The 25,245-nt window shown below is 35.5% G+C and carries 18 protein-coding genes and 1 tRNA gene; 10 read left to right on the top strand and 9 right to left on the bottom strand.

From position 1 onward, the window contains the following. Positions 1-33: 33 nt before the first annotated feature. Complete coding sequence (dld, locus tag AC5YC8_RS04425) at positions 34-1,728, top strand: D-lactate dehydrogenase (RefSeq protein ID WP_496163701.1); 1,695 nt, start codon at positions 34-36, stop codon at positions 1,726-1,728. A 76-nt stretch (positions 1,729-1,804) separates the two neighbouring features. Here dld and AC5YC8_RS04420 read toward each other — a convergent pair whose 3' ends face one another. Then, positions 1,805-2,491 carry a hypothetical protein gene (locus AC5YC8_RS04420; protein WP_496163700.1) on the bottom strand — a complete coding sequence of 229 codons (687 nt, stop codon included), beginning with the start codon at positions 2,489-2,491 and terminating at the stop codon, positions 1,805-1,807. 215 nt (positions 2,492-2,706) lie between these two features. Between AC5YC8_RS04420 and AC5YC8_RS04415 the strand changes: the two genes are divergently transcribed. From AC5YC8_RS04415 to AC5YC8_RS04385, 7 genes are all read left to right on the top strand, one after another. Beyond that, a complete protein-coding gene (locus tag AC5YC8_RS04415) occupies positions 2,707-4,740 on the top strand; it encodes an FAD-dependent oxidoreductase (protein WP_496163699.1) in 2,034 nt (677 codons plus the stop codon). 98 nt (positions 4,741-4,838) lie between these two features. Next, a tRNA-Ser gene (locus AC5YC8_RS04410) sits at positions 4,839-4,928 on the top strand. A 489-nt stretch (positions 4,929-5,417) separates the two neighbouring features. Beyond that, the gene (locus AC5YC8_RS04405) at positions 5,418-6,077 is read left to right on the top strand and encodes an amino acid ABC transporter permease (RefSeq protein ID WP_496163698.1); all 660 of its coding nucleotides are present in this window, start codon (positions 5,418-5,420) and stop codon (positions 6,075-6,077) included. Further along, positions 6,067-6,732 (top strand): amino acid ABC transporter permease, encoded by a 666-nt coding sequence (locus AC5YC8_RS04400; protein WP_496163697.1) that lies wholly within the window; start codon positions 6,067-6,069, stop codon positions 6,730-6,732. Before AC5YC8_RS04405 ends, AC5YC8_RS04400 begins: the two co-directional genes overlap by 11 nt. Before the next feature lie 2 nt (positions 6,733-6,734). Next, the gene (locus AC5YC8_RS04395; RefSeq protein WP_496163696.1) at positions 6,735-7,466 is read left to right on the top strand and encodes an amino acid ABC transporter ATP-binding protein; all 732 of its coding nucleotides are present in this window, start codon (positions 6,735-6,737) and stop codon (positions 7,464-7,466) included. A gap of 17 nt (positions 7,467-7,483) precedes the next feature. Continuing rightward, entirely contained in the window at positions 7,484-8,335 is an 852-nt protein-coding gene (locus AC5YC8_RS04390; RefSeq protein ID WP_496163695.1) for a transporter substrate-binding domain-containing protein, read from the top strand. Between the two features lie 308 nt (positions 8,336-8,643). Continuing rightward, entirely contained in the window at positions 8,644-9,681 is a 1,038-nt protein-coding gene (locus AC5YC8_RS04385; protein ID WP_496163694.1) for an AraC family transcriptional regulator, read from the top strand. 5 nt (positions 9,682-9,686) lie between these two features. Here AC5YC8_RS04385 and AC5YC8_RS04380 read toward each other — a convergent pair whose 3' ends face one another. From AC5YC8_RS04380 to AC5YC8_RS04360, 5 genes are all read right to left on the bottom strand, one after another. Continuing rightward, positions 9,687-10,421 carry a fimbrial biogenesis chaperone gene (locus AC5YC8_RS04380; RefSeq protein ID WP_496117058.1) on the bottom strand — a complete coding sequence of 245 codons (735 nt, stop codon included), beginning with the start codon at positions 10,419-10,421 and terminating at the stop codon, positions 9,687-9,689. Further along, positions 10,418-11,734, bottom strand: coding sequence for a fimbrial protein (locus AC5YC8_RS04375; protein WP_496163693.1), 1,317 nt, complete (start codon positions 11,732-11,734; stop codon positions 10,418-10,420). Before AC5YC8_RS04375 ends, AC5YC8_RS04380 begins: the two co-directional genes overlap by 4 nt. Continuing rightward, positions 11,734-14,397 (bottom strand): fimbria/pilus outer membrane usher protein, encoded by a 2,664-nt coding sequence (locus AC5YC8_RS04370; RefSeq protein ID WP_496163692.1) that lies wholly within the window; start codon positions 14,395-14,397, stop codon positions 11,734-11,736. Before AC5YC8_RS04370 ends, AC5YC8_RS04375 begins: the two co-directional genes overlap by 1 nt. Before the next feature lie 4 nt (positions 14,398-14,401). After that, entirely contained in the window at positions 14,402-15,061 is a 660-nt protein-coding gene (locus tag AC5YC8_RS04365; protein ID WP_496163691.1) for a fimbrial biogenesis chaperone, read from the bottom strand. 199 nt (positions 15,062-15,260) lie between these two features. Next, entirely contained in the window at positions 15,261-15,797 is a 537-nt protein-coding gene (locus tag AC5YC8_RS04360) for a fimbrial protein (RefSeq protein ID WP_496163690.1), read from the bottom strand. Between the two features lie 403 nt (positions 15,798-16,200). Here AC5YC8_RS04360 and AC5YC8_RS04355 point away from each other — a divergent pair, with 403 nt between their 5' ends. Together AC5YC8_RS04355 and epmA are read left to right on the top strand one after the other, a co-directional pair. Further along, positions 16,201-17,268, top strand: a complete 1,068-nt coding sequence (locus AC5YC8_RS04355; RefSeq protein WP_496163689.1) for a 4-phosphoerythronate dehydrogenase — start codon at positions 16,201-16,203, stop codon at positions 17,266-17,268. Continuing rightward, the gene (gene epmA / locus AC5YC8_RS04350) at positions 17,265-18,248 is read left to right on the top strand and encodes an EF-P lysine aminoacylase EpmA (RefSeq protein WP_496117046.1); all 984 of its coding nucleotides are present in this window, start codon (positions 17,265-17,267) and stop codon (positions 18,246-18,248) included. Before AC5YC8_RS04355 ends, epmA begins: the two co-directional genes overlap by 4 nt. Before the next feature lie 290 nt (positions 18,249-18,538). On the opposite strand, the gene AC5YC8_RS04345 is transcribed toward epmA, so the two are convergent. The 3 genes from AC5YC8_RS04345 to AC5YC8_RS04335 form a co-directional block, all read right to left on the bottom strand. Further along, entirely contained in the window at positions 18,539-19,771 is a 1,233-nt protein-coding gene (locus AC5YC8_RS04345) for a multifunctional CCA addition/repair protein (RefSeq protein ID WP_496163688.1), read from the bottom strand. A gap of 81 nt (positions 19,772-19,852) precedes the next feature. Beyond that, the gene (locus AC5YC8_RS04340; protein ID WP_496117042.1) at positions 19,853-22,132 is read right to left on the bottom strand and encodes an NADP-dependent malic enzyme; all 2,280 of its coding nucleotides are present in this window, start codon (positions 22,130-22,132) and stop codon (positions 19,853-19,855) included. A gap of 143 nt (positions 22,133-22,275) precedes the next feature. Continuing rightward, the gene (locus AC5YC8_RS04335) at positions 22,276-25,143 is read right to left on the bottom strand and encodes an EAL domain-containing protein (protein ID WP_496163687.1); all 2,868 of its coding nucleotides are present in this window, start codon (positions 25,141-25,143) and stop codon (positions 22,276-22,278) included. Between the last annotated feature and the right edge of the window lie 102 nt (positions 25,144-25,245).

Below are 25,245 nucleotides of genomic sequence, written 5' to 3'. Positions count from 1 at the left end.
TTGCACTGCAAATCGCTTGCAAGGAACCCGAATATGTCTGTAATTCAAAGCCAGCAACAATCCCTACAAAAATTAATTGATGTTGTAGGTAAACAACACGTATTAACGGATGATAGCGATACACGTTTATATCGTCAGGGGCGACGTTACGGTTCGGGTGAGGTCTTTGCTGTTGTTGCACCGGGCTCATTGGTAGAACAATGGAAAGTGCTTCAAATTGCTGTTGAAGCCGATTTTATTGTGATTATGCAGGCGGCAAATACAGGTTTAACAGGGGGGTCAACGCCATTTGGTGAATATGATCGTCCTGTATTGCTTTTAAGTACACGTCGTTTAGCTGGAATTCAAGTGATTCAAGACGGTAAGCAAGTGGTTTGTTTACCGGGTGCGACGTTAGATGCTTTAGAAAAAGAACTTGCAACCTATAACCGTGAGCCACACTCAGTAATTGGCTCATCATGTATTGGTGCATCGGTGCTAGGCGGTGTGTGTAACAACTCAGGTGGTGCTTTGGTGCGTCGAGGTCCTGCTTATACAGAACTCGCTTTATATGCACGCGTGAATGATGATGGAAAATTAGAACTCATCAACCATTTGGGTATTCATTTAGGGGATACGCCTGAAGAAATTTTAAAAAATCTACAGCATCAAAAATACACATCAACAGATGTGAAACAAGAAGAACATCGCTGTGCATCGGATCAGCATTATTCACATGATGTGCGTCAGGTAGATGAAGACACACCTGCACGTTTTAATGCAGATCCAACACGTTTATTTGAGGCTTCGGGTTCGGCAGGGAAAGTGTGTGTATTCGCAGTTCGTTTAGACACTTTCGAGAAAATTCCGAGCCAAGTCTTTTATGTCGGTACAAATTCACATGATGATTTGACTGAAATCCGTCGTTTTTTATTGAAAGATTTACCGCATGTACCTATTGCAGGCGAATATATTCATCGTGTTGCATACGATATTGGTGCTGAATACGGCAAAGATACCTTTATGTTCATTGAGAAATTTGGTACGGCAAAAGTGCCTGCTGCATTTGCAATGAAAGATAAGGTAGATGGTCATTTACAGAAATTCGGTTTACGTGGTTTAAGCGATAAAATTTTGCAATTGGTGACGAAGTTTTTACCATCACATTTGCCAAAACGCATGAATGAATTCCGTGATTTATACGAGCATCATTTGGTACTTCGTATTGAGAATCAGGATGTTGAACTTGTACAGAAGTACTTTGAAAATTACTTCAAAATAAATACAACAGGTAACTTCTTTTTGTGTGATGCGGATGAAGGTCGTAAAGCATTTTTACACCGTTTTGCGGTGGCAGGTGCGGCAATTCGTTACCGTGATACGCATTTGAGAGAAGTTGAAGATATTGTCGCGCTTGATATTGCGTTACGCCGTAATGATCGCCAATGGGTTGAAACTTTGCCAAAAGAGATGGATGAGAAAATCCTTCATAAACTGTATTACGGTCATTTCTTATGCCATGTATTCCATCAAGATTATATTGTGAAAAAAGGTGTTGATCCTTTAGTAATGGAACATGAAATGTGGAAGTTGTTGGATGATCGTGGTGCGGAATATCCTGCTGAGCATAATGTAGGACATTTATATGTGGCGAAGCCTGCTTTAAAAATGCATTACCAAAAACTTGACCCTACAAACAGTTTTAATGTGGGGATTGGTCATACTTCTAAAGTGAAAAATTGGAAATAATGTAAAAGTTATAATAACGATAAAATGGTAAAGCCCTATCTCTGGCGTAGCGAAAGCTACGCTTTTTTTATTTAGACTATGGACTCAATTTAAGAATTATTGCTAGTACAAATATAAGGCTGAGAATAAATATAGATTTCTTGATAATATTAAGCTTGGAAGATTGAGGCGGTATTTTCGCGTCCTTAAAAGTTTTATAGTGTTCTTCTCTGTGTTGATTGAAGCTAATAATTGCTACATTTATTTCAGTTAAAATATTTTCATTTATTTGTCTGGAATGAAAAATAGACTCATTAGTAGAAAGTGGTCGAGATGAATCAATTGCATTAGCGAGGTTATCGAGACTCTTTTTCCCTTTAGCTCTATAGTCATCCAAATTTTCTGAATCTAATTTAATTGCCCAAGAGTAGCTACCGTGACCTAAGGTGCAATTCACGTCTAAGTAGAATTCTTGCTGTTGCTCTAATAAAAACCATAAACCTTCACGATAATCTAATACTTTCATTTCATTTGGTATATTAGAAATAATTTTATTAGCCTCTTTTAAGAACTCTAAGCAAGCAATATACTCATCTTCAAAATATAAAACGTTCTCATGTTCAATCCCTCTTTCTATTAAATATAAACACCAATGCTGACTAGCATTGGTTTTAGATAATATCAAAATCAGATCAGAGCAAAGCCCGAAGCTAATGAAAGAATCACTATTTGGATAATAAGATACCATTGGATAAAGAATGCGATACAGGTCTATTATTTTCATACATATTGTATTTATGATGTCTCAATATTTCATTGTAAACTATAAAAAAAGCTGTTCACATATGCTTGATTTATAGTTTTTATATTAATTTAAGATAATACTGATATTGACCGAACATTCACAGATTTGCATCAAAATGTCATAAACAAAAAAGAAAAATCAGCTAAAGTATTATGCAACAAGTTGCAAAGCCAAAAATTAAAAAGGAACGCCACATGACAACTAGCTATGCAAACATTTTAAAACCACTAGATTTAGGTTTTACCACCATTAAAAACCGAGTTGTCATGGGTTCAATGCACTCGGGCTTGGAAGATCGATTTTATAACTATCCAAAACTAGCAGCATACTTTGGTGAACGTGCAAAAGGCGGTGTAGGCTTAATTATTACAGGTGGAATTTCACCCAATAGACAAGGTTGGTTACTTCCTGCGGGCGGTACTATGAATACCTTGGGTGATGTTGTACCCCATAGACTTGTCACACGTGCCGTACATAAGCATGGTGCAAAAATATTATTACAAATACTGCATGCAGGACGCTATGGCTATCAACCCTTTGTAGTGTCATCAAGTGCAATAAAATCACCAATTTCACCATTTAAGCCACGCAAAATGAGTGAAAGAACGATTCTTAGCACAATCAAAGATTATGCAAATTCAGCAAGTCTAGCTAAAAAAGCAGGTTACGATGGTGTGGAAATTATGGGTTCAGAAGGCTATTTACTGAATCAATTTCTTAGTCGACATGTAAACCAGCGCGAAGACCAATGGGGTGGTGCAATAGAAAATCGTATGCGCTTTGCTGTAGAAATTGTAAAAGCCATTCGTAAAGAAGTAGGTGATAAATTTATTATTTGCTTCCGATTGTCATTGCTCGATTTGGTTCACGATGGCAATACCATGGATGAAGTCATCACTGTAGCAAAAGCATTAGAAGAAGCAGGGATTACCTTACTTAATACAGGTATTGGCTGGCATGAAGCACGTATTCCAACTATCGTAACCTCTGTACCACGTGCAGCATTTGTCGATTACACGGCAGAAGTGAAAAAACATGTAGATATCCCTGTCATTGCATCAAACCGAATTAATATGCCTGAAACGGCTGAAGACATTATTTCTTCAGGTAAGGCCGATATGATTCAAATGGCACGACCTTTATTGGCAGATCCATTTTGGGTAAATAAAATAGCAACCAATCGTGTAGATGAAATTAATACATGTATTGCCTGTAACCAAGCATGTTTAGATCATACATTTAAAAATCAGCGTGTTAGTTGTTTGGTGAATCCACAAGCGGCATACGAAACAGAATTGGTTTATTTAAAAACGAAAAAACCAAAGCGAATTGCTGTAGTGGGTGGTGGTGTTGCAGGTATGTCTGCGGCAACTGTGGCCGCAAGCAGAGGTCATCAAGTTACGTTATTTGAAGCAAGTGCAGATGTCGGTGGCCAGTTTAATTTAGCGAAAGTTGTACCAGGTAAAGAAGAATTTCACGAAACTATTCGTTATTTTAAAGTTCAACTTGAAAAAACAGGTGTTGAACTGCGTTTAAATACAAAAGTGAACCGTGAACAATTAGAACGTGAAGGATTTGATGATGTTGTTGTTGCAACAGGTGTTGTGCCACGCGCATTAAAAATTGAAGGGAGTGATTTACCACAAGTACTTTCTTATGCAGAAGTTTTGCATGGTGCAGAAGTGGGTCATAAAGTTGCAGTGATTGGTGCAGGAGGGATTGGTTTTGATATTTCAGAATTTTTACTGAAACCACCACATCAAGCACAACCGCAACCTTTACATGAATGGCAACGTGAGTGGGGTGTAGATCCAAATCCGAACTATATAACGGAAGGTGGTACGGTACGCGCTGAAATTGACCCACCTATACGTGAAATTTATTTATTACAACGGAAAACGTCACCTTTGGGTGCGGGATTGGGTAAAACATCAGGCTGGGTACATAGAGCACAATTAAAGAAAAACAATGTACGTATGTTACGCGGAGTTCAATATAAATCTATTACAGATGAAGGTTTGTGGATTGAAACAGCAGGGCAAGATCAACTTTTGCGTGTGGATACCGTGGTTGTTTGTGCGGGACAAGAGTCTGTAAAAGAAATTATGCCGACAGATGGTGAAAATACGTTAGCGAATTATCATGTTATTGGTGGTGCAAAGCTTGCAGGAGAGCTAGATGCTAAGCGTGCAATACGTGAAGGTGCTGAATTAGCAGCCAAACTATAAGGTTTTTTTGTTATTTTGGTGAAACAATATTCATTTGAATGCTTTAGGTGTTTTTTTCTCTTGTCATAATGTAAAAAGCTCCGTATTATGGCGCACATGGAAGCGTGGCAGAGCGGTTTAATGCACCGGTCTTGAAAACCGACGAGGGTTTACCCCCTCCGTGAGTTCGAATCTCACCGCTTCCGCCAAATTCAAAAAGCCCTGATAATATCAGGGCTTTTTTTATACCTGTAATAAAGATTAGAAAAATATTTTTGATTAAGCTTTGACATTAGAACGGTCATTCATCTAGGTATATTGCACAATAAGACTTTGAACTATAAGCATAGTAATGTGAACATATATTATTCAGACTTTAGCATTTTATAAGATATTCAGTTCAATGGTTGAAAATTGATGAGTTGACAAGGTTTTTGTAAAAATAAATATTTAAATTTTTATAAAATAATGAAATTTAATAATTTTATTAAAGTGATAGATACAGCTTGAAATATAATTTTACCTAAAGAGAAATAAGCTTACAAAAGCTCTCATTAATTAATATTCTGAAATATTGTTAAATAGTTTTTTTAGAAAAGCTTATATGTTTATATTGTTTTTTAGTGATATAGCTGTCGAATAAAATAGCCAAGTTTAGATTTCTAAACATATTTCTTATTCACTTTGAGATGTTCCCTTTGGATTGGCTTTACATACAAAGCGTGTTGCCACAATTTTATTCGGCAACAATCACTACGCTTGAAATTTCAGTGATTAGTATTGCTCTTTCTATTTTGGTTGGGCTCATTGCAAGCATATTTGTAACATATAAAATTCCTGTATTTCATACGCTCACTACTATTTATATAGAGTTATCTAGAAATACGCCGCTCTTGATTCAACTATTTTTTCTGTATTACGGCTTACCTAAAATAGGCATTAAAATTGATGGTTTTGCTTGTGGCATTATTGGTCTGACTTTCTTAGGTGGAAGTTATATGGCAGAAGTATTCCGTGCAGGTTTACAATCGGTGTCAAAAGGGCAAATTGATTCTGCTAAAAGTATTGGGTTAAAGCCTGTACAGATTTTTCGTTATATAACTTTCCCTCAGGCAATGAGTGTGTCGATTCCTGCCATTGGGGCAAACTGTTTATTTCTTATTAAAGAAAGCTCAATTTTAAGTGCAATTGCAATTGTAGAGCTATTGTTTGTGACCAAAGACTTAATAGGTATGGATTACAAAACAACTGAAGCCTTATTTCTATTGGTGTGTGCATATCTCATTATTTTATTACCTGTGTCTGCATTCACAAGCTATTTGGAATATCGAAGTAAAAAGGTGAGTCATGGGTCTTGAGTATTTATTTCAGCCTAGTCACCTAGAGCGTATTTTTTTAGGACTTTGGCAAACGGTTCAAATTGTATTTATTTCAGTGATTTTATCAGCAGTTCTTGGTGCGATTTTTGGTGTAATCATGAGCTCCAAAAATATCTTCATCAAAATTATATGCCGTATTTATCTTGAAGTATTTCGAATTATTCCAATTCTCGTCTTGTTATTTGTTTTCTATTTTGGCTTTGCAACTTGGTTTAATTGGCAGTTTTCATCATTTTGGGTCTGTATTTTTGTCTTTGTTTTATGGGGTACAGCAGAAATGGGCGATTTAGTTCGTGCAGGCATAAGCTCTATTGATAAACATCAGAGTGATTCTGCTTTAGCTCTAGGTTTAAGCCAAACTCAAGTGTTATTTAATGTGATATTTCCTCAAAGTTTGAAGCGAATTACCCCAGGAGTGATTAACCTCTTTACACGTATGGTAAAAACAAGCTCATTGGCAGTGCTAATTGGTGTAATTGAAGTTTTGAAAGTAGGGCAACAAATTATTGAAAACTCATTATTGGTCGAACCCAATGCCGCACTTTGGATTTATGGTTTGATCTTTATTTTATATTTTTTAATTTGTTATCCATTGTCATTACTATCACGTTATTTAGAAAAGGTTTGGGAATAAAAATGTCGTTATTAGAAATTAAAGATCTTAAAAAAAACTTTGGCGATACCCAAATTTTAAAAGGCATTAATTTGAATGTTCAGCAAGGTGAGGTAGTCGTTATTCTTGGTCCATCAGGCTGTGGTAAGAGTACTTTATTACGTTGTTTAAATGGTCTGGAAGATATTCAAGCTGGAGAAATACGTTTAGAACATGTCGGTGTTTTAGGGAAAGATCTTGCTTGGACAGCAGTACGTCAAGATATTGGTATGGTTTTCCAAAACTATGAATTATTCGGTCACATGAACGTGATTGATAATATTTTATTGGGGCCACTAAAAGCACAAAAACGTGAAAGAGCAGAGGCGGAAAAACTTGCTGATGCATTATTAAAACGTGTTGGATTGTTTGATCGAAAATTGGATTATCCACGTAATTTATCGGGTGGACAAAAACAGCGTATTGCCATTGTACGCTCACTGGTAATGCAACCTAAAGTCATGTTGATGGATGAAATTACTGCTGCACTAGATCCTGAAATGGTACGTGAGGTTTTGGATGTGGTTTTGGGTTTAGCTCAAGAAGGAATGACAATGTTAATTGTGACCCATGAAATGGGTTTTGCTCAAAAGGTCGCAGACAGAATTATTTTTATGGATAAAGGCACCATTATTGAAGAAGCATCACCAGATGTATTTTTTAAACAGCCTGAAACAGAACGTGCTAAGGCGTTCTTAAATATTTTAAGTTATTAATAGAATAGGAAATTAAAATGATATCTAAAAAATCACTCATCTTTGCTACAGGTTTAACGCTTTCAGCAATTGGTTTAACGGCATGTGGTAATAACGAAAACACGCAAGATTCACAAACATCTAGCATCGAACAAATTAAAAAGAATGATGTGATTCGTGTGGCTGTTTTTGCAGATAATCCTCCATTTGGTTATGTCGATAGCCAAGGAAAAAATCAAGGTTTTGATATTGCTGTTGCTAAGCATATTGCTAAAGACTTATTAGGCGATGAAAATAAAATTGAATATGTGGTCACCGAAGCGGCAAATCGTGTTGAGTTTTTAAAGTCAAACAAAGTAGATGTCGTGTTTGCAAGTTTTTCTGTAACACCTGAGCGTAAGGAGGTTGTAGATTTTGCAGAACCATATTTGAAAGCATCTTTAGGGATTGCATCACCAAAGAAAAATCCAATTAATTCTGTTGCAGATTTAGAAAATAAAACATTAATTGTTAATAAAGGTTCAAGTTCGGACAGTTATTTCACAAAAAATTATCCTAAAGTGAAATTGTTGAAATTTGAACAAAATACAGATGCTTTTAACGCACTAAAAGATGGTCGAGGTGATGCAATTTCACAAGATAGTACTTATGCGTTGGCTTGGGCTGCTCAAAATCCAAATTTTGTTGTTGGTATTCCACAAATTGGTAATGAAGATTTTATTGCACCTGCTGTGAAAAAAGGTAATGTCGAATTATTGAATTGGTTGAATACGGAAATAAAACATTTACGTGATACAGGTGAAATTCAGAAAATTTACGATGAAACTTTAAAACCTTTATACGGTAATACAGTTGATCCTAAAATTTTCCTCGATGTTGAAGGGAAATAATACGCTTTAGGTCATAAGCGAGGCAATATGCCTCGTTTTTTTTGAATTAAAATTGAATGAGTTATGAAGTGGGTAGGTAAGTAATGGTAAAAAAATATTAATAATTAAACAATAAAAATAAAAATCTTTTATTTAGTATTACAAAACAAATACAACGATATTGTTTAGTTGTAATAAATTATAAATAGTTTGTTCTTTGTGTATGGATTGGGTCATTTTATGAAAGTTGCTTTGAATTCTGGTGTTTTTAAAGCTTTTTATTAATTAATAATTCAATTAAAAAATCAGTGGAAGTTTTTTGGGTTTTTATGCAATCGTTTTTAAAAACGAAGAGTGTTTGTAGTGGCATGGTTCGGCTGCTAGAAGAATTTTATGTTCACGAAAATATAAAACCTCCTGTACATCATTATTATCATTTTGAAGAGCGTATTCCGCTTTATCGTTGGTTTAAAAAATTAAGAAATGTTGATTTGTGCTATAAAAAAGAAGGCATAGGGCTCGAGATTGCTAAGCAAGTGAATGCTAGTCATATTGGTATTACTGCATATATGGCTGCGACATGCAAAAGTTTAATTGAGTATATTCGTTATCCAAAACACTATACTGTGTTATGGTATGACTTTACGCCTAAGCAGTTGTTTTTTAAGGATGATACGGTTGTAGTTTCATGGGAGTTACCTGCCTATTATAAAGTGGGGCTTTATCAACGAGAGACTGAAATTTCAGAGGAGTTTCAAGTTGCTATCATGTATCAACGGATATTACAGTTAACGCGTAAAACTTCTTCTGATCAGATTTTTATAAGTGTAGAGCTTGCTATTCCACCTCCTAAAAAGCCAAAGATATATGAAAATTATTTTAATTGTCCTGTAATTTTTAATGCGGAGCGTACAACCTTGGTCTTGTCTAAAGAGCTTATGGAAATGCAATTGCATACGTATGATCCTATGCTATTTAATATTCTAGCAAAACAAGCCGATAGTATTATTAAAGATTTACCAAAAAAAATGTCATTTTTAGATAATGTAAATAGAGCAATTATTAAGGCAATTAGCGAGCAGAGTCCTAAAGTTAGCACTGTGGCTGAATATTTAGATGTAACACCTAGAGCCTTGCAAAGTACATTGAAAGAACATCAATTATGTTTTAAAACGATGCTGAACAACACTAGAATTCTGTTAGCAAAACAATATTTGCAAAGTAATAGTCTTACAATTGTTGAAATTGCAGATTTACTGGGCTACAAAGAGCAGACTTCATTTAATCGTGCATTTAAAGCTAAAACGGGTTATAGCCCAATGCAATGGCGTGAGTTAAATTTAGGTAAAACAACGATTTTTAATTAAATATATTATAAATTAACATTGAAATGTACTGCGAAACCGTAGTCATCAATTAAGTTGTACTGAAGTCTGTTTTCTTCAAGCTTAATAAAATTATTATTTTCAAACTGATAAGATTTTTCAGAAAAAGGTGCTAATGCATTATCTAGCTCATTGGTAATTTTAGATTTTGAGTATTCATTTGAGATATCTAAGCCTGTAAAATTAAGAAAATAAGGGCTCGGATTTTTTATTTTTAAAACCCACTTTTCTTGATCTTTTAGTAGTTGATATTGAATTTTTTCTTGAAGATGATTAATAGACTCTGTTTTCAAATTTTTAGGTCGATAAAAAATTTTGAGTTGAGTATTCATTGCTAAGGTTAAATAGTTATTTGGAATTGAATCTTTTTTTGTAGATGGAATTTCATATAGATTAAGCCAAAACATAGATTCGCGATCTTTGGGTAAGCTCATACCATTATATAGTATACGTATGCCTTTGATTTCCTTTGGGGCAAGCTTTAATGCCGAAGGAACTATAGCAAAAGGTACATTTGGGTATTCTGGACCTGTAAATCCGTCATCCACCCAAATTTGACTAATGATAGGATAATCATTCGTATTGGTTAACATGAGTGATTTTTCATTATTGTTTTCATGAAAAATCACACGTGAAGCTGATGCTAATAAACCTGCCTGGCTAGAATTTAATGTAATACAATTCAGTAGCCCTATAAGTAAATACATGATTATTTTTTTCATTGCACTTTTACCACAACTGTTGCACGTGATTTTATCGTTCCGGCTTTTGGCATATCTATATTAGGTAGTTTTTCTAATACAGCATTGTACTGTTGCATATAGTTGGTGTAGCCAGAATTTTGTGAACCAAGTTGAGATGGATTTCCTTCAAAAATAGGATACCAACCAGCATTTGCTCCACCACCAGAAATGGCATATTGGTTTAGAAAATGCATTTTGGTATTTGTACTTGGGTTTTCAAGTCGAATGCCGACATCCTCCGTAGATTGTGAACTACCATAGTTATCATCAACTAGATAATTCACAGAACCATTTGCATTAATTAGACCTAATTTTTGAGCATTATTGTATGCCTTGTTTGATGGCTGAAAGCCAATTGCAACTTGATCGGTATTTGTGCCAGAAATAGCAGAGTTACTACATTCAATTTCTACATTAAAATTGGCAACGGAGCGTAAACCATTACGTAACTCTACTGTTGAAATTGGTGGAAGGTTGACTATAGGTGTTGCATTTCTAGCGACACAAGTTGCTGCTTGGCTAAGTGTGCTTGTACTTGTATTTAGCCCAAATGCCATACCATAAGCGGCAAAAAAATAAAAACTAGTATTACTGTCGGCACCTTCTTTATCTGGTATCCATGCGAATGAAACACTACTTGTACCACCTAGTTGAATGTAGCCACTTGGTTGGTTGCAAGATGACGTAATATTTGTTCCAGATAATTTACCACTTTTATATGAGCCACGATCAATCATCATTGTATTGCAAAATGAACCTCTAGAATAAGAAGGAAGTGAGCTAATACGATATAAAGTGGCTTCTAAGGGAGGAATATCCATGAGGCGGATTTTAATTTTACCGCCCTCTAATAAATAATTTTTTATAGGAACACGTTTCCAATATCTAGAAAAAACAACACCATCCATTTCTTGTTTTAAACCTACATATTGCCACCATGTAGCATATACTCCAGCTAAGTTATCGATGGCTCCTGTTTCGACATGACCACCAAAAGGTTCATCACCATTTGTCGCAACAAGAAAGTAAATATTGGGTAAGTCTGCTTCATCACATGTCCAAATGGTTGTCGCTGGTGCTACAGCTCGGTGAGTGGTTGGTATAACAATATGTCCAAGTACAGTGCCTATTGGTTGTAAATAAGCTGAACTCAAGTTTAGTGTGCCAAAATTTAGCGCAGCTGCGTAACTGTCACCTGCATCAAGGTATTGTGTTCGAGTACAGCGAGCATAAGATATTGAAACAGCAAAAAGTGAGATAAGTAAAATAGATAATTTTATGAAATAGCGCATTATTGTTTCTCGACCTTACATGTTTCATTTAAGCGTATTAAAGGTGCATCTAACTGAGATTGTGGAATGGTGTAATGTATTAAACATTGATCATTTTCATCAGTACTCAAAGTGACCTGAATTTTTCCTTGATGTTTGTTTGCACGGAAATAGATTTGTCCATTTTGTCCAGCTAGTCCAATATTTTCACCATCTTCATTAAATACTTCCGAACCAAAAGGAATATTTGAACCATCTTCAAATACACCGTGAACCAGTACTGGGTATCCTTGATAAGTATCAAAATTGATTTTCACACTTGAGCCTGCATAGGGTGCGATTTTAGTGTCACCAGAAGTGAGCTCTGTATGTGCAGACATTCCTTCAGGATTGAGAGCAATAGTGTTATAACGATAAGGTGTTAGGGCAGGAATAAGAGCATATCCAAAGCGATTAATTTTAGTTCCTTGGGCATTTAGTACACTTGCACCTTGTGCACCTTTGGCTTTAATTAATGCAAAAGTGTCACTTAAATATGGGCCAAAAGTAACTCCACCACTATGTATTGCTAAGGCACCTTGAGCATTAGCGGAGCCTTGCCAGTAGTTATTCCCTTTTGATACATAGACAGAGGTATTTAAATAATCAAAACGTTTATTTAGACCACCTGTCCAAACATTAATATTGGTTTGATCATCGTAATTAATACCGATGTTGTAGCTTAAATCTTTAATTTTTTCGATATCACCATGTATTGTAGCTTGATAATTTTTCTCAGCATCACTTTGGGTATAGTTCAGTGTTAAGTCACGAATAGATTTTGTTTTTTGTAATGGAAAATTAACGGATAAACCCAAAGTTGTATTACTTTGTTGATTGAACTGTGTGTAGTTTTTATTTGGATAATATTCATTGGAATATTGATACGCAATTTTTTGTCTAGAAAGCGTGAAGTTCAGAGTAATGCCATTACTGAGCGTTTTTCCATAACCTACTTGTAGCTGTAAATCATTCGATTTCTCATCTCTATATTGGGATGCAGAGCCTGAAATAAATAATGTGCCAAACTGATTTAATGATTGGTTTAAGGTTAGTGTTGCACGAGAGCGTTCTTGATACGTTGCAGATTGAAATGGTGTACCATCTTTTATGGATTTACGTAATGCAATGACATCGGATAAATCACGATAACCCTCGGTTGAAAATCTATAACCAGCTAAGGCAACGGTTGTATTTGTAGCTTGAAATGTTTTGCTGTAATTTGCGCCAAACATCCAACCTTGCAAAGTATTGTCATTTTCAAATTTTGTTCTTGAATAGGTAACTTCAGCACCAAAAGCACCAATAAAATTGGTATAGGCTGTACCCATCATAATAGCTTGATAATCTTGGGCAAATCGAAAACCATTGTTTAGCGTAATTTGATTGTTTAAACCGTATTGAGTTGTAATGTTTGTAAAGTTTGTGTCTTCACCAATGTCACGAGTACGACCAATGTCAAAATTATATTTAAAAGCACCCTGACGAACAGATTCAGGTACAGCCGAAAAGGGGACTCTGAATTCAGATTTAGAACCATCCGATTCCATGACGACAACGTCGATATCGCCGTTATAACTTGTTGGATATAAGTCGGCAATTTTAAATGGTCCAGGTGCGACAGTAGTTTGATAAAGTTCACGACCATTTTGTAGAATAGTCACTTTAGCAGTAGTTTTTGCTATACCTTGTACAATAGGTGCATAGCCACGCACGGAGTCTGGTAGCATTCTGTCATCGGTACTTAAGTTAATCCCATTAAAACTTAATCCTGAAAAAAAACGACCTGAAGATGTTAGTTGTCCAGCTCTTAACTCACTTTGAATGGATGGAATTGGTCTTTTAAAATAGCTACGAATATTATTCCATTCAGTACCTTGGTTATTGTTGGTTAAACTAGATTGTTGACGAAATTGCCATTTCCCAAAGTTAATGCTGCCATTTAAGGACAAATAGGTTGAATCTTGTTTAAAGTTCTTACCATAATTTTCATAGTTACTATAAAAATAGTTCGCATAGTAATTAATAAAGCCAATAGTTTCACCATCATCTAATTGAGAAGGTGGAACATAGCCTCTGGGTGTTTGCTTAATTAAACTTTGTGGAATACTTAAATCTAGTCGTAAGCGTGATACATTAAATTGTGTACTACCACTGCCAATAGCTTGTTCTAATGTTTGACATGTATCTAGACTATCTGAGGATTTAACTAAGATTGAAGCACGTTCAAGTTGTGCAAGTTTAAAACACGGTTGAACTTTATTATGATCGGTTTCAATAAACTTTATATTTGTTTTTTCTATGAATTGATTATTAATGAAAATATCAACTTTGTAATCTCCAGCACTAATTTCTCCACCTTCACTTAATCGTAAAAGTGTTGTTTGATTTATATTGGAACCACGAAAAAATGCGCTATCGAATACAAAATCATTTTCTGTATTATGTTCTTCTTGATTTATCTGAGTAGTCTCTCTCTGAGGTGCTGTTATAGCTTTGTCGGATGACATAGATTCTTTGTATATTGGAGCTATAACATCAGCTAAAGTACTAGCAATTGTTGATGTAGGTAAAATAGTAATTAATCCGAGTATTATTGGTATGTGAGGAAAGTCCTGAGTACATACAAAAGGAATTGCGCGCATTGCATCACTCCGATTGAGCCTTTAGCTCATTATTTGTAATTACGCCGTAATCGTTAATGAGATTTATGCTTACTTTTACATGTGAGGGATTTACATTTTTTACTGGAAGATTCCATTCACCATTACTAAAAGGTGCAACCATGGTATTTTTCTGTATTACGCTTTTTTTTCCATTTAAACTTATGCTTAGCTCAGCAATATTTGCATAATATGGGCTGTTATTTTTTACATTTATTTTTGTAGATTGATTGTTAATGGAGTAACTTAATAAACTTGCAATTTCATGTGATTGAATAGCCAAACGTTGTGGACGATATAAAATTTTTAAGCGATTTTTAAAAACCACCATTAGTTTGTTTTTATCTGTATTTGTAGTTTTAGAAGCAGGAATCTCTGAAAAATTAAAATAAAAAATGCTTTCACGATCAGCTGGGAGTATTGATTTATTACCTGTGAATATTAGTCTTATTATTTGACCTTGATTTGGTGGGATTTTAAAAATTTGTGGGTTCACAACAAAGGGTGCACTTGTATTATCAGGTGTTGAGGCTTCATTTCCCTCATCTATCCAAATTTGAACAATATTAGGTACATTGTCTTTGTTTTGAAGATGTATTGTTTTTTCATTTTGATTTGCAGGGAAAATAATACGGGTACCAGTCATGATGACAGCTGCATAAGTGGATGTACTCGCGCTACAAAAAAAAATAAGAGCACTAAGATACATTTTGAATGTAGAAGTCAGTTTCATTAGTAAACTCGGTGAAATTAGAGGAAATTTAAATGGAAAAAGTCTGCTATTGAATAGTTGCAATAGCAGAGAAATTGTTGTGATATTGAACTTGTTTTATTTAAGTTTTTTCTTAGTTATAGCTAAGAGTGTATTCAGCTACAGCTGTTACAGCACCAGCAGTTGCAGTATCTTCTGCATAGTATTGAGCACCGAATTGGTGTGTTGCAGAAGTAGCATTAGCATCTAACACTAAGCCAGGTACAGAAGTAATACCATTAAGTGTAACGGGTCTTGTTCCGTCGGCATTTGCTGTTAATTGAATGGAAACGTTTTCAGCAGGATTTGCCGTTGCTAAATTACCTAGGTTTCCGTTAGATGTCACATTGTGACCTAGAAACTTAGTTGAAATATCAAGTGATGTTGCGGCTGGCTGGCAGTCTTGAATGCTAATTGTAAAAGGCGTTAAGCCTGTTTTCATGCCAGCAGCAGAAAGCTCAGTTACTGGTACAGTTGGAAGTAGAACAGTAGAGTCCGTTTGACCATTGATTGTTGCTTTACAGGTTTGATCCGTTACTTCCCCTTGAAAGGTAATTGTTGGCGCTGCAATAGCAACTACCGGAAGTGCCAATGCTAAAGAAGTTACGGCTAATAATTTATTTAATTTCATGTGAAAAACCTAACATTAATTTTTGAGATTTGAGTGTTACTAAGTTTTATCCCTTTCGAGCATTTGGTTATTATCTTGTAGGTTTTTTAGTGCTTCTTATCATTTTTTACATGTGAAGTTGTCATTTTATGCAACAGTAAAATATTTAATTATATTTAATGTTTTTTATATGAGTGAACGCATAACATTAATGTGAAAAATAAGATAATGATATCCATAGTAATTTTGAAAAATATAACCGTAAAATTTACATAAATTTTGTCTTATTTGATGGGTTATATTTCACTTAAATAATATTAATAGCTATATTTTATGATATGAATAGGTGCTTAGAAAGCGACTTTTCATAGTCAATGCTTCAACCAAACGGTATCATAATGCCATGACACAATTGGATGGCATTATGAAAATCGTTGCAGATGAAAATCTGGCATTCACCGACTATTTTTTTTCTGAATTTGGTGATATTCAACACAAAGCTGGACGTACTTTGACACATGTAGATGTGAAAGATGCAGAAGCTTTATTAGTGCGTTCAGTCACTCAAGTGAATGAAGACCTTATTTATAATACAGCCCTTAAATTTGTTGGCAGTGCAACCATTGGTACAGATCACCTCGATATTCCACTTATAGAACAACAAGGAATTACGTGGTCAAATGCAGCAGGGTGTAATGCGCAAGCTGTTGCAGAATATGTGATTACTGCACTATTAAAGCTTCAACCCGAACTTATTCAGGCAAATGGAAACTTTACTTTAGGTATTATTGGTTTAGGTAATGTAGGTTCGCGTTTGGCTGTTATGGCTAAATTATTGGGTTGGAATGTCATTGCATTTGACCCATTTGAAACACGTGAACAGATTAATCAGGTCGATTTAAATACCTTATTACAACAAGCCGATGCGATTTCAATTCATGTGCCTTTAACCCAATATGGTGAACATCCAACTTTTCATTTAATAAATTCAGCCGCTTTGGCGCAAATGAAACCAAATAGTATTTTAATTAACTCTGCGCGTGGCCCTGTAGTTGAAGAAGCAGCTTTAATTGAAGATATTCAAAAGACTCAACGAAAAGTGGTTTTAGATGTTTTTGAACATGAACCTGAAATTTCAGAAGAACTCTTAAAGTTAGTCACTTTAGTCACACCGCATATTGCAGGCTATAGCTTAGAAGGCAAAGCACGCGGTACACAAATGATTTACGATGCATTTTGCCAAGAGTTTAATTATATTCCAAATAAGCAGTTTGAAACGCAGCTTCCTGTGTGTGAACAGCTTTTCCAAAATCAAAATTTAAAAGACGTTTTGGTAAAACATTTATCTGAAATTTATGATATTTCACGAGATGATCAAAACCTACGTGCATGTTTAAAAAATGGAAAAGTAGATCAAAAAGCATTTGATCATTTACGTAAAACTTATCCGCTACGCCGTGAATGGGCAGCACATGGAGGACCAAAAGCATGAGTCAGTTAGACATACAATATCAACCGACTTGTGATATTTCCGCTATTCGTGCGCGTGCAAAAATGTATGCACAAATTCGTCAGTTTTTTGCTGAGCGTGATGTATTAGAGGTTGAAACGCCTATATTGTCTCAAGCAGGTGTTACAGATGTTTATCTGGCTTCTGTACAAGCACAGCGTCATGTGCAAGGTAAAAAGCAAACGCATTATTTGCAGACTTCACCTGAATTTGCCATGAAGCGTTTATTGGCAAGTGGAGTAGGTTCTATCTATCAAATTTGCAAAGTCTTTCGTGATGATGAGCATGGTCGTAAACACAATAGTGAATTTACCATGTTGGAATGGTATAGACCGAATATGAGCTTAAAAGAGTTAATGTTTGAAGTGACCGATCTTTTAAATGTGACTTTGAAACAACGCTTTGGTGATGTTCGTCCAACCATTTTAAGTTATAAGCATGCATTTATGGATCGTTTAGATTTGAATCCTTTACAAGCGAGCTTAAAAGAACTCAAAGATTGCTGTAATCGTGTTGGATTAAATTTAGATTTAGGTGATGACCGTTTAGGATATATTGATTTATTGTTCTCGCATTTTGTAGAGCCAAGTTTAGGTTTTGATACGCCTGTTTTTTTAACCGATTTTCCACCTGAATTAGCATCTTTAGCAAAAACTAAAGTCGATGAAGATGGGGAATTGGTTGCTGCACGTTTCGAACTTTATATTGAAGGTTTAGAGCTTGCCAATGCGTATGATGAACTTATTGATGCAGATGTACTCCGTTCACGTTTTGAAGCGGATAATGTAGAGCGTGAGAAGCTGGGTTTACATGTGATGCCAATTGATGAATATTTGCTTGCAGCATTGCCGAATATGCCTGAATGTTCAGGTATTGCTTTGGGTGTAGATCGTTTATTGATGGTGGCAACGGAGCAAATGAAGCTTGAAAAAGTGATTACATTCCCTGCAAATATATCGTGAGTTTAATTTTACATACTTGTCGAATATGTGGTTTTTATGATGAAGAATATTATCTGTGGGGGAGGATGGAAAATCTCCTACGTATGATATCTGTGAATATTGTGGAGTTGAATTTGGTTATGAAGATTGTAACTTAAACTCCATTTTCAGTTATTGAAAAACATGGATGCATTCTCTTAAGTATTTGTTAGAACCTAAATTTAAGACGTGGTTGGTCAATATAGATGAAAAGTATAAATAATTATTTTTATACTCTATTTAAATAAAAAAGCCCCAATAGGGGCTTTTTATTATGCATTTCCCGCATATTGATGTTTAAGTTCAGCAATGGCATGAATACGACGTTCAATCAACATCTCACCAATTTCTTGCCCTTTAACATCGGCAGGTAAATCTTGCGCTTTAATGCTACGAACCACTTGAATGGCATCTAAAATATATTGAGCTTGTGGGTATTCACGGTTTTCTAAGCCTAAACGACCACGAGAATCACATTCACATGCTTGAACAAAAGCTTCCACGCGTTCAGGACGACGTAGCACATCTAAGCGCTGCAACAAACGCCATAAAGTACCAGGCTTTAAGGTTAAAGCCTGATGACATTTTAAATGCTCTTTACACACAGCAAGTGCAAGTTGCTTGGTATTTGTTGATACTTTTAAGCGATCACATACTTCTGTAACAGGTTTAATACCGCGCTCTTCATGCATGATATGACGTGGTAATTCATCTTTAGGGGTAAGTGCTTTGCCTAAGTCATGAACCAAAACGGCAAAGCGTACATCTAAACTATAATTTGCCTTACATGCTTGTTGTAAAGACATCATAGTATGAACACCACAATCTATTTCAGGATGATATTCAGGACGCTGAGGAATACCGTAAAGCGCATCTATTTCAGGGAATAAAACCTTTAAGGCACCACACGAACGGAGAACTTCGAAATATTCATCTGCATGATCTTCCATAAGTGCACGAGAAGTTTCTTTCCATACACGTTCAGGCGTTAAAGCTTCTAATTCGCCAGATTCGGAAAGCTGCTGCATAAGTGCTAATGTTTCAGGCGCAACACTAAACCCTAAAGCTTTATAACGTGCAGCAAAACGCGCAATGCGAAGAACACGTAAAGGATCTTCAACAAAAGCATTTGAAACATGGCGTAAAATTTTATTGTTTAAATCTTGTTGACCGCCATAAGGATCGTAGATTTTTCCATCATCATCCATTGCAATTGCATTAATGGTTAAATCTCGACGAATTAGGTCTTCCTCAAGTGTCACACTTGGATCTGTATAAAATGAAAACCCATGATAACCATGTCCAGATTTACGTTCTGTACGGGCTAGCGCATATTCGTCTTTAGTTTCTGGGTGTAAAAAAACAGGGAAATCTTTACCTACGGGTTGATAGCCTGAGGCAATAAGTTGTTCTGGCGTAGCACCAACAACGACATAATCTTTTTCGTGATAGGGGTAACCGAGTAAATGATCTCGAACAGCACCGCCTACTAAATAAACTTGCATGAAAAAACCTCTATTCTTGAAGCCATCATGCAACAGAATAGAGGTTTTCTCAAGTCTAAAAAGCGGTCTTTACAGACAGATTTATAGCACTTCTTTTTCGTTTTCTTGAATTTCAGCAACAGTCAAAGCAGTCATATTCACAACACGACGAGTTGTTGCCGTTGGTGTTAAAATATGAGCTGGTTTTGCAGCACCTAAAAGAATAGGGCCAATTGTTACGTTGTTGCCAGAAGTCGATTTCAATAAGTTAAATGAAATGTTAGCAGCATCAAGGTTTGGCATAATAAGTAAGTTTGCTGAGCCTTTGAAGCTTGAGTTAGGGAATGCGAAATGACGAATGTTTTCATCAAGTGCAGCATCACCGTGCATTTCACCTTCAACTTTAAGTTCTGGTGCAATTTCACTCAAAATTTCAAATACTTTACGCATTTTTTGTGCGCTTGGATCATTTTGATCTGAACCGAAGCTTGAATGCGAAAGAAGAGCAATACGTGGTGTAATACCAAAACGACGTACTTCTTCAGCTGCTAAAATAGTCATTTCAGCAAGTTGTTCAGCAGTTGGGTTTGTATTTACGTAAGTATCTGCAATAAATAAGTTACGATCTTCAAGCATTAACGCATTTAGCGTAAAGAAGTTTTTGCGACCTTCTTTTAAGCCAATGATGTTACGAACGAAGTCTAAATGAATGTCGTAGCTAGAATACGTACCACATAACATACCATCAGCTAAGCCATGCTTAACTAACATTGCAGCAATAAGGGTAGAGCGACGACGTGTTTCACGCTGAGCATACTCAGGTGTTACACCTTTGCGTTGCATAATTGTGTAGTAATCATCTGCAAATTTTTCATAATCAGGATTTTTTTCTTGATCAACAATGGTGATGTTTACACCATGTTCAAGACGTAAGCCTAATTTCTTAATATTTGCTTCAATAACAGCCGTACGACCTACAAGAATAGGTGTTGCTAAGCCTTCATCTACTGCAATTTGAACTGCACGAAGTACACGTAAATCTTCACCTTCAGCATAAGCAATACGTTTAGGATCTGTTTTTGCTTGAGCAAAAATAGGTTTCATCATGAATGCAGAGTTATAAACAAACTCAGACAAGCGTTGACGATAATGTGCAAAGTCTTCAATTGGACGTGTTGCTACACCAGAATCCATTGCTGCTTGAGCAATTGCAGGTGCAATTTCAAGAATTAAGCGTTGATCAAGTGGGCGTGGAATTAAATAATCACGACCAAATGATGCAGATTTTTCACCATAAGATGCAGCATCTGCTTCAACATGTGCCATACGTGCAATTGCATGTACACATGCAATCTTCATTTCTTCATTGATTGTTGTTGCACCAACATCAAGTGCACCACGGAAGATGTATGGGAAGCAAAGCGCATTGTTTACTTGGTTTGGATAGTCAGAACGACCTGTTGCCATAATGACATCAGAACGTGCTTCATGTGCATGTTCAGGTAAAATTTCAGGATCTGGGTTTGCTAGAGCGAAGATGATCGGATCTTTAGCCATTAACTTAACCATTTCTTTGGTTAAGATACCTGCAGCAGACAGACCAAGGAACATATCTGCACCTTCCATCACATCGGCAAGTTGAGTGCCTTCGATGTCTTGTACGTATGCTTTCTTAGATTCATCTAGACCTTGACGTTGAGTCGTCAATAAACCACGTGAATCGGCAACAATGATATTTTCTTTCTTCGCGCCAAGTGCACAAAGTAAGTTTAAGCAAGAAAGGGCAGCAGCACCTGCACCTGAAGCAATAATTTTGATTTCATCAATTTTTTTGCCGTTTAATTGAAGTGCATTTAATAATGCAGAACCAACAATAATTGAAGTGCCGTGTTGGTCATCATGGAACACAGGAATGTTCATGCGTTCACGTAGTTTTTGTTCAATGTAGAAGCACTCTGGTGCCTTGATATCTTCAAGGTTAATACCACCAAAAGTAGGCTCTAATGCAGCCACAATATCTACAATTTTATCTGGATCATTTTCTGCAATTTCAATGTCAAAAACATCGACGCCAGCAAATTTCTTGAAAAGAACACCTTTACCTTCCATAACAGGTTTAGATGCTAAAGGTCCAATATTACCTAAACCGAGTACTGCAGTACCGTTACTGACAACGGCAACAAGGTTTCCGCGAGCTGTATATAAAGCTGCTTTTGATGGATCTTTTTCAATTTCTAGACACGGTGCAGCAACACCAGGTGAATAAGCAAGTGCTAAATCATGCTGGTTAATAAGTTGTTTACTTGGCGTAACGCTGATTTTTCCTGGGGTAGGAAATTCGTGGTAATACAAAGCTTGCTGCTTTAATGATTGATCGTCCATCTTTATCTCTTTTCTTACATTATTGCTAGTACATCTAGCGGATATGTGCCTTCCTTTAGGAATATATCATTAGTTGAACTTTTCGGACAGACAAAGAAGCTCAAAATTCATGCATTCTTGAGGAGATAATAGATATGACCGGATTAACAAAGATGTTTGGAAGATGTACTGTTTGATTTTAAAAAATCTGTTGCATCATGGCTCGTCAATGGTTTTGAAAATAGGTAACCTTGAGCTAAATGGCAGTTCAGATTATTTAAGAAATTAAGCTGATCTGTGGTTTCAATTCCTTCAGCAACAATAATCATTCCCATGGCTTTACCCATAGTCACGATAGCACTAATGACTGCTTCTTGTTTATGTTGTCCAATTTTGGACACGAAGCTTTTATCAATTTTTAGAATATCAATTGGGAAGTCTGTTAAATAAGATAGTGAAGAGTATCCTGTTCCAAAGTCATCCAATGAAATTTGAATATTACGTTTTCTAATTTCTTCTAATGTTGTTTTCATCGCACATGAGTTTTCTAATAACGATGATTCTGTTAGCTCTAGTTCTAAGTTTTGACCTGAAATTTGGTATTTGCTGATCACACCATCAATTGTACTGATTAAGTTTCCACGATGGAGTTGTTGTGCAGCGACATTAAATGACACGCGAATATTTTCATATCCCATGTTTTTCCAGATTTGAATCTGCTGTGCTGTTTTTGTAATGACAATTTGACCAATTTCAGAAATAAGACTGGTTTGTTCTGCAATTGGAATAAAAGTATTGGGTGAAATAACACCTTTTGTTGGATGTTGCCATCTAACTAGTGCTTCAAATCCTTGGATTTTATGATCTGAGAAATATACTTTAGGTTGGTAGTAGACGGTCAATTCATCGTTGAGAATTGCATGTCGTAATTCACGTTCTAGTTGAACACTATCATCGGTTAATTTACTGATTTCAGTTGAGTACGATTTTATGGTGTTACCACCTAAGCGTTTCGCTTCAAATAGAGCTTGCTCTGCACAGTTGTTTAAATAATCAATCTGACGACCATGTTCAGGGTAGAGTGCAATACCAATAGAAATTGTAATTAAGTGTTCTTCGCCATTTAAAATAAAAGGTGTGTGAAGTGCTTTGGTAATTCGATCACAGTGCTCTTTAATTGATGGGCGAATATGTGAAACTTCATAAACAATTGCAAAATTATCACTGCTTAAGTGAGCAACAATGAGAGCCTCTGGTGTGGCTAATCTTAAACGCTGTGAAAATTGACGTAAAAGCTCATCACCACCGCTATTATTTAAATATTCATTAATTGGACGGAATCTATCAATATTTACACGAAGAATTGCAAGATGTTGAATAGAGTCTTGCTGATTCATTAAATATTGATGAAGATGCTCGTGATAATACAGTCGATTGGGTAAATCGGTGAGTGTGTCGTAGTTTTCTAAATAAGATAAGCGCTGTTCTTGGCGTTTATGCTCAGTTAAGTCAGAAATAATACAAATATAGTTAATGGTTCTGTTTTGTTCATCTTTTACAGCATTGATATGAAAACGTATGGCAATCTTTTTACCCGATAAAAACTTCTCGACAGTTTCACCATCATAAATGCCATTTTGCATAATCTCAGTAATGACTTTATTGTGGCTACTTCGTTGTTTTGCTTTATAATTTTCCGTGATATCAAAAATATGCTTTCCAATAATTTGGTCACGATTAAAACCTGTAATATCTTCAAAAAATGGATTAATTTCAACATATTTGAAATCTTCATCCAAAATGACAATTCCCTCAGCCGCTTGTCGTAGTACACTTGCTGTGAGTTTTAAACGCTCTTGATCTTGGCGTTCTTGATGAATGTCACGTCGGATGCCAACCATGTGCAAAGGGAGTTTAGAGTTCGGGTCGCGTAAAATTACACTGCCAATATCGTGTACCCAACACCATTTATCATCAAATCTTTTAATACGATATGTCGCTTCAAAGCGCTCTGTAATACCACGTAAATGCAAACGCATTTCAGTTTTAAAGTGGTTTAAATCATCAGGGTGAATAAGGCTTAAAAGTTTTGCGCGATGTAAATCTGAGTTTTTAAGATGTGTTCTGTTTAATTTATCAGTGAATGTGATTTTTCGATTGGTAATATTCCAATCCCAAGGAATTAAGCCCGCAATTTCATGCGCAAGCACAAGGTTGGTTTGCTTGTTTTTTAAGTCGCGATGAATATTCTCTAAATCTATTGTACGTTCTTTAATTTTTTCTTCGAGCGTTTGAGAATAATTTTGCAACTTTAGACTGGCTTCTTGGGAGCGTTTCATCTCGATATTTAGTTTCTCGTTTAGTTGTTCAGTTATTTCAACTTGAGATTCAGCGGCTTGTACAAGTTGTTTATTTTTAAAGCTTGATTTAATTAAATGTTGTTGTATGTGTGCAGAAACATAAGCACAAATAACGAGCATAATCAACGTGAAATTTGTAGTAAAGAAGAATAAAGGATATTCATCGAGAATAATTGAAGATTCTAAAATGGTAAAGGGAATAATGATAGGAAAGAAGAAAAGTAGGAAATAGCGTATGCGTTGAGTTAAGAAAGTAATCGCAATTAATAAGCAAGAAATAACTAAAAGTGTGACTAAAATTATCGTTTCAATGGTATGAAATTCAGTGGTTAGTTCAGGAATATGTGAATATAAAAGATAAATTCCTAACGCAACTGCAATGCCTGTGGAAAAGCAAACAAAGTGAATCCAATAGTCGGCAATTTTAAAGGAATATTGTTCAGATTTAAAATACTGAAATAAAAGGAATAAATTTAGTCCGATAAATGTTTCGGTTAAAATCATCCAAAAATTTAAGTGGTATGATGAATAATAAAAAAAGTTATAAATAAAATGAATAAATAAACAAATGGCAAAAATACTCATCAAAAAGTATCTAAATGCATGAATAGTATTAGATATTTGAGTCGTGTAAAGGTATTGATCCTGAGGGGAATCTTGTATTTCTGCCATGAAATAAACCATTTAACTACGAGGTATCGTAGCTTAATTTCCTATGTCGAATTAATAAATAAAATTTTTAATGACTAATACGAGAGTAGTTTTAATTAATTG

This window comes from Acinetobacter sp. FY731, assembly GCF_059515905.1.
The sequence above is the reverse complement of the archived record's forward strand: the minus strand, read 5'-3'. Positions and strand labels throughout refer to the sequence as shown.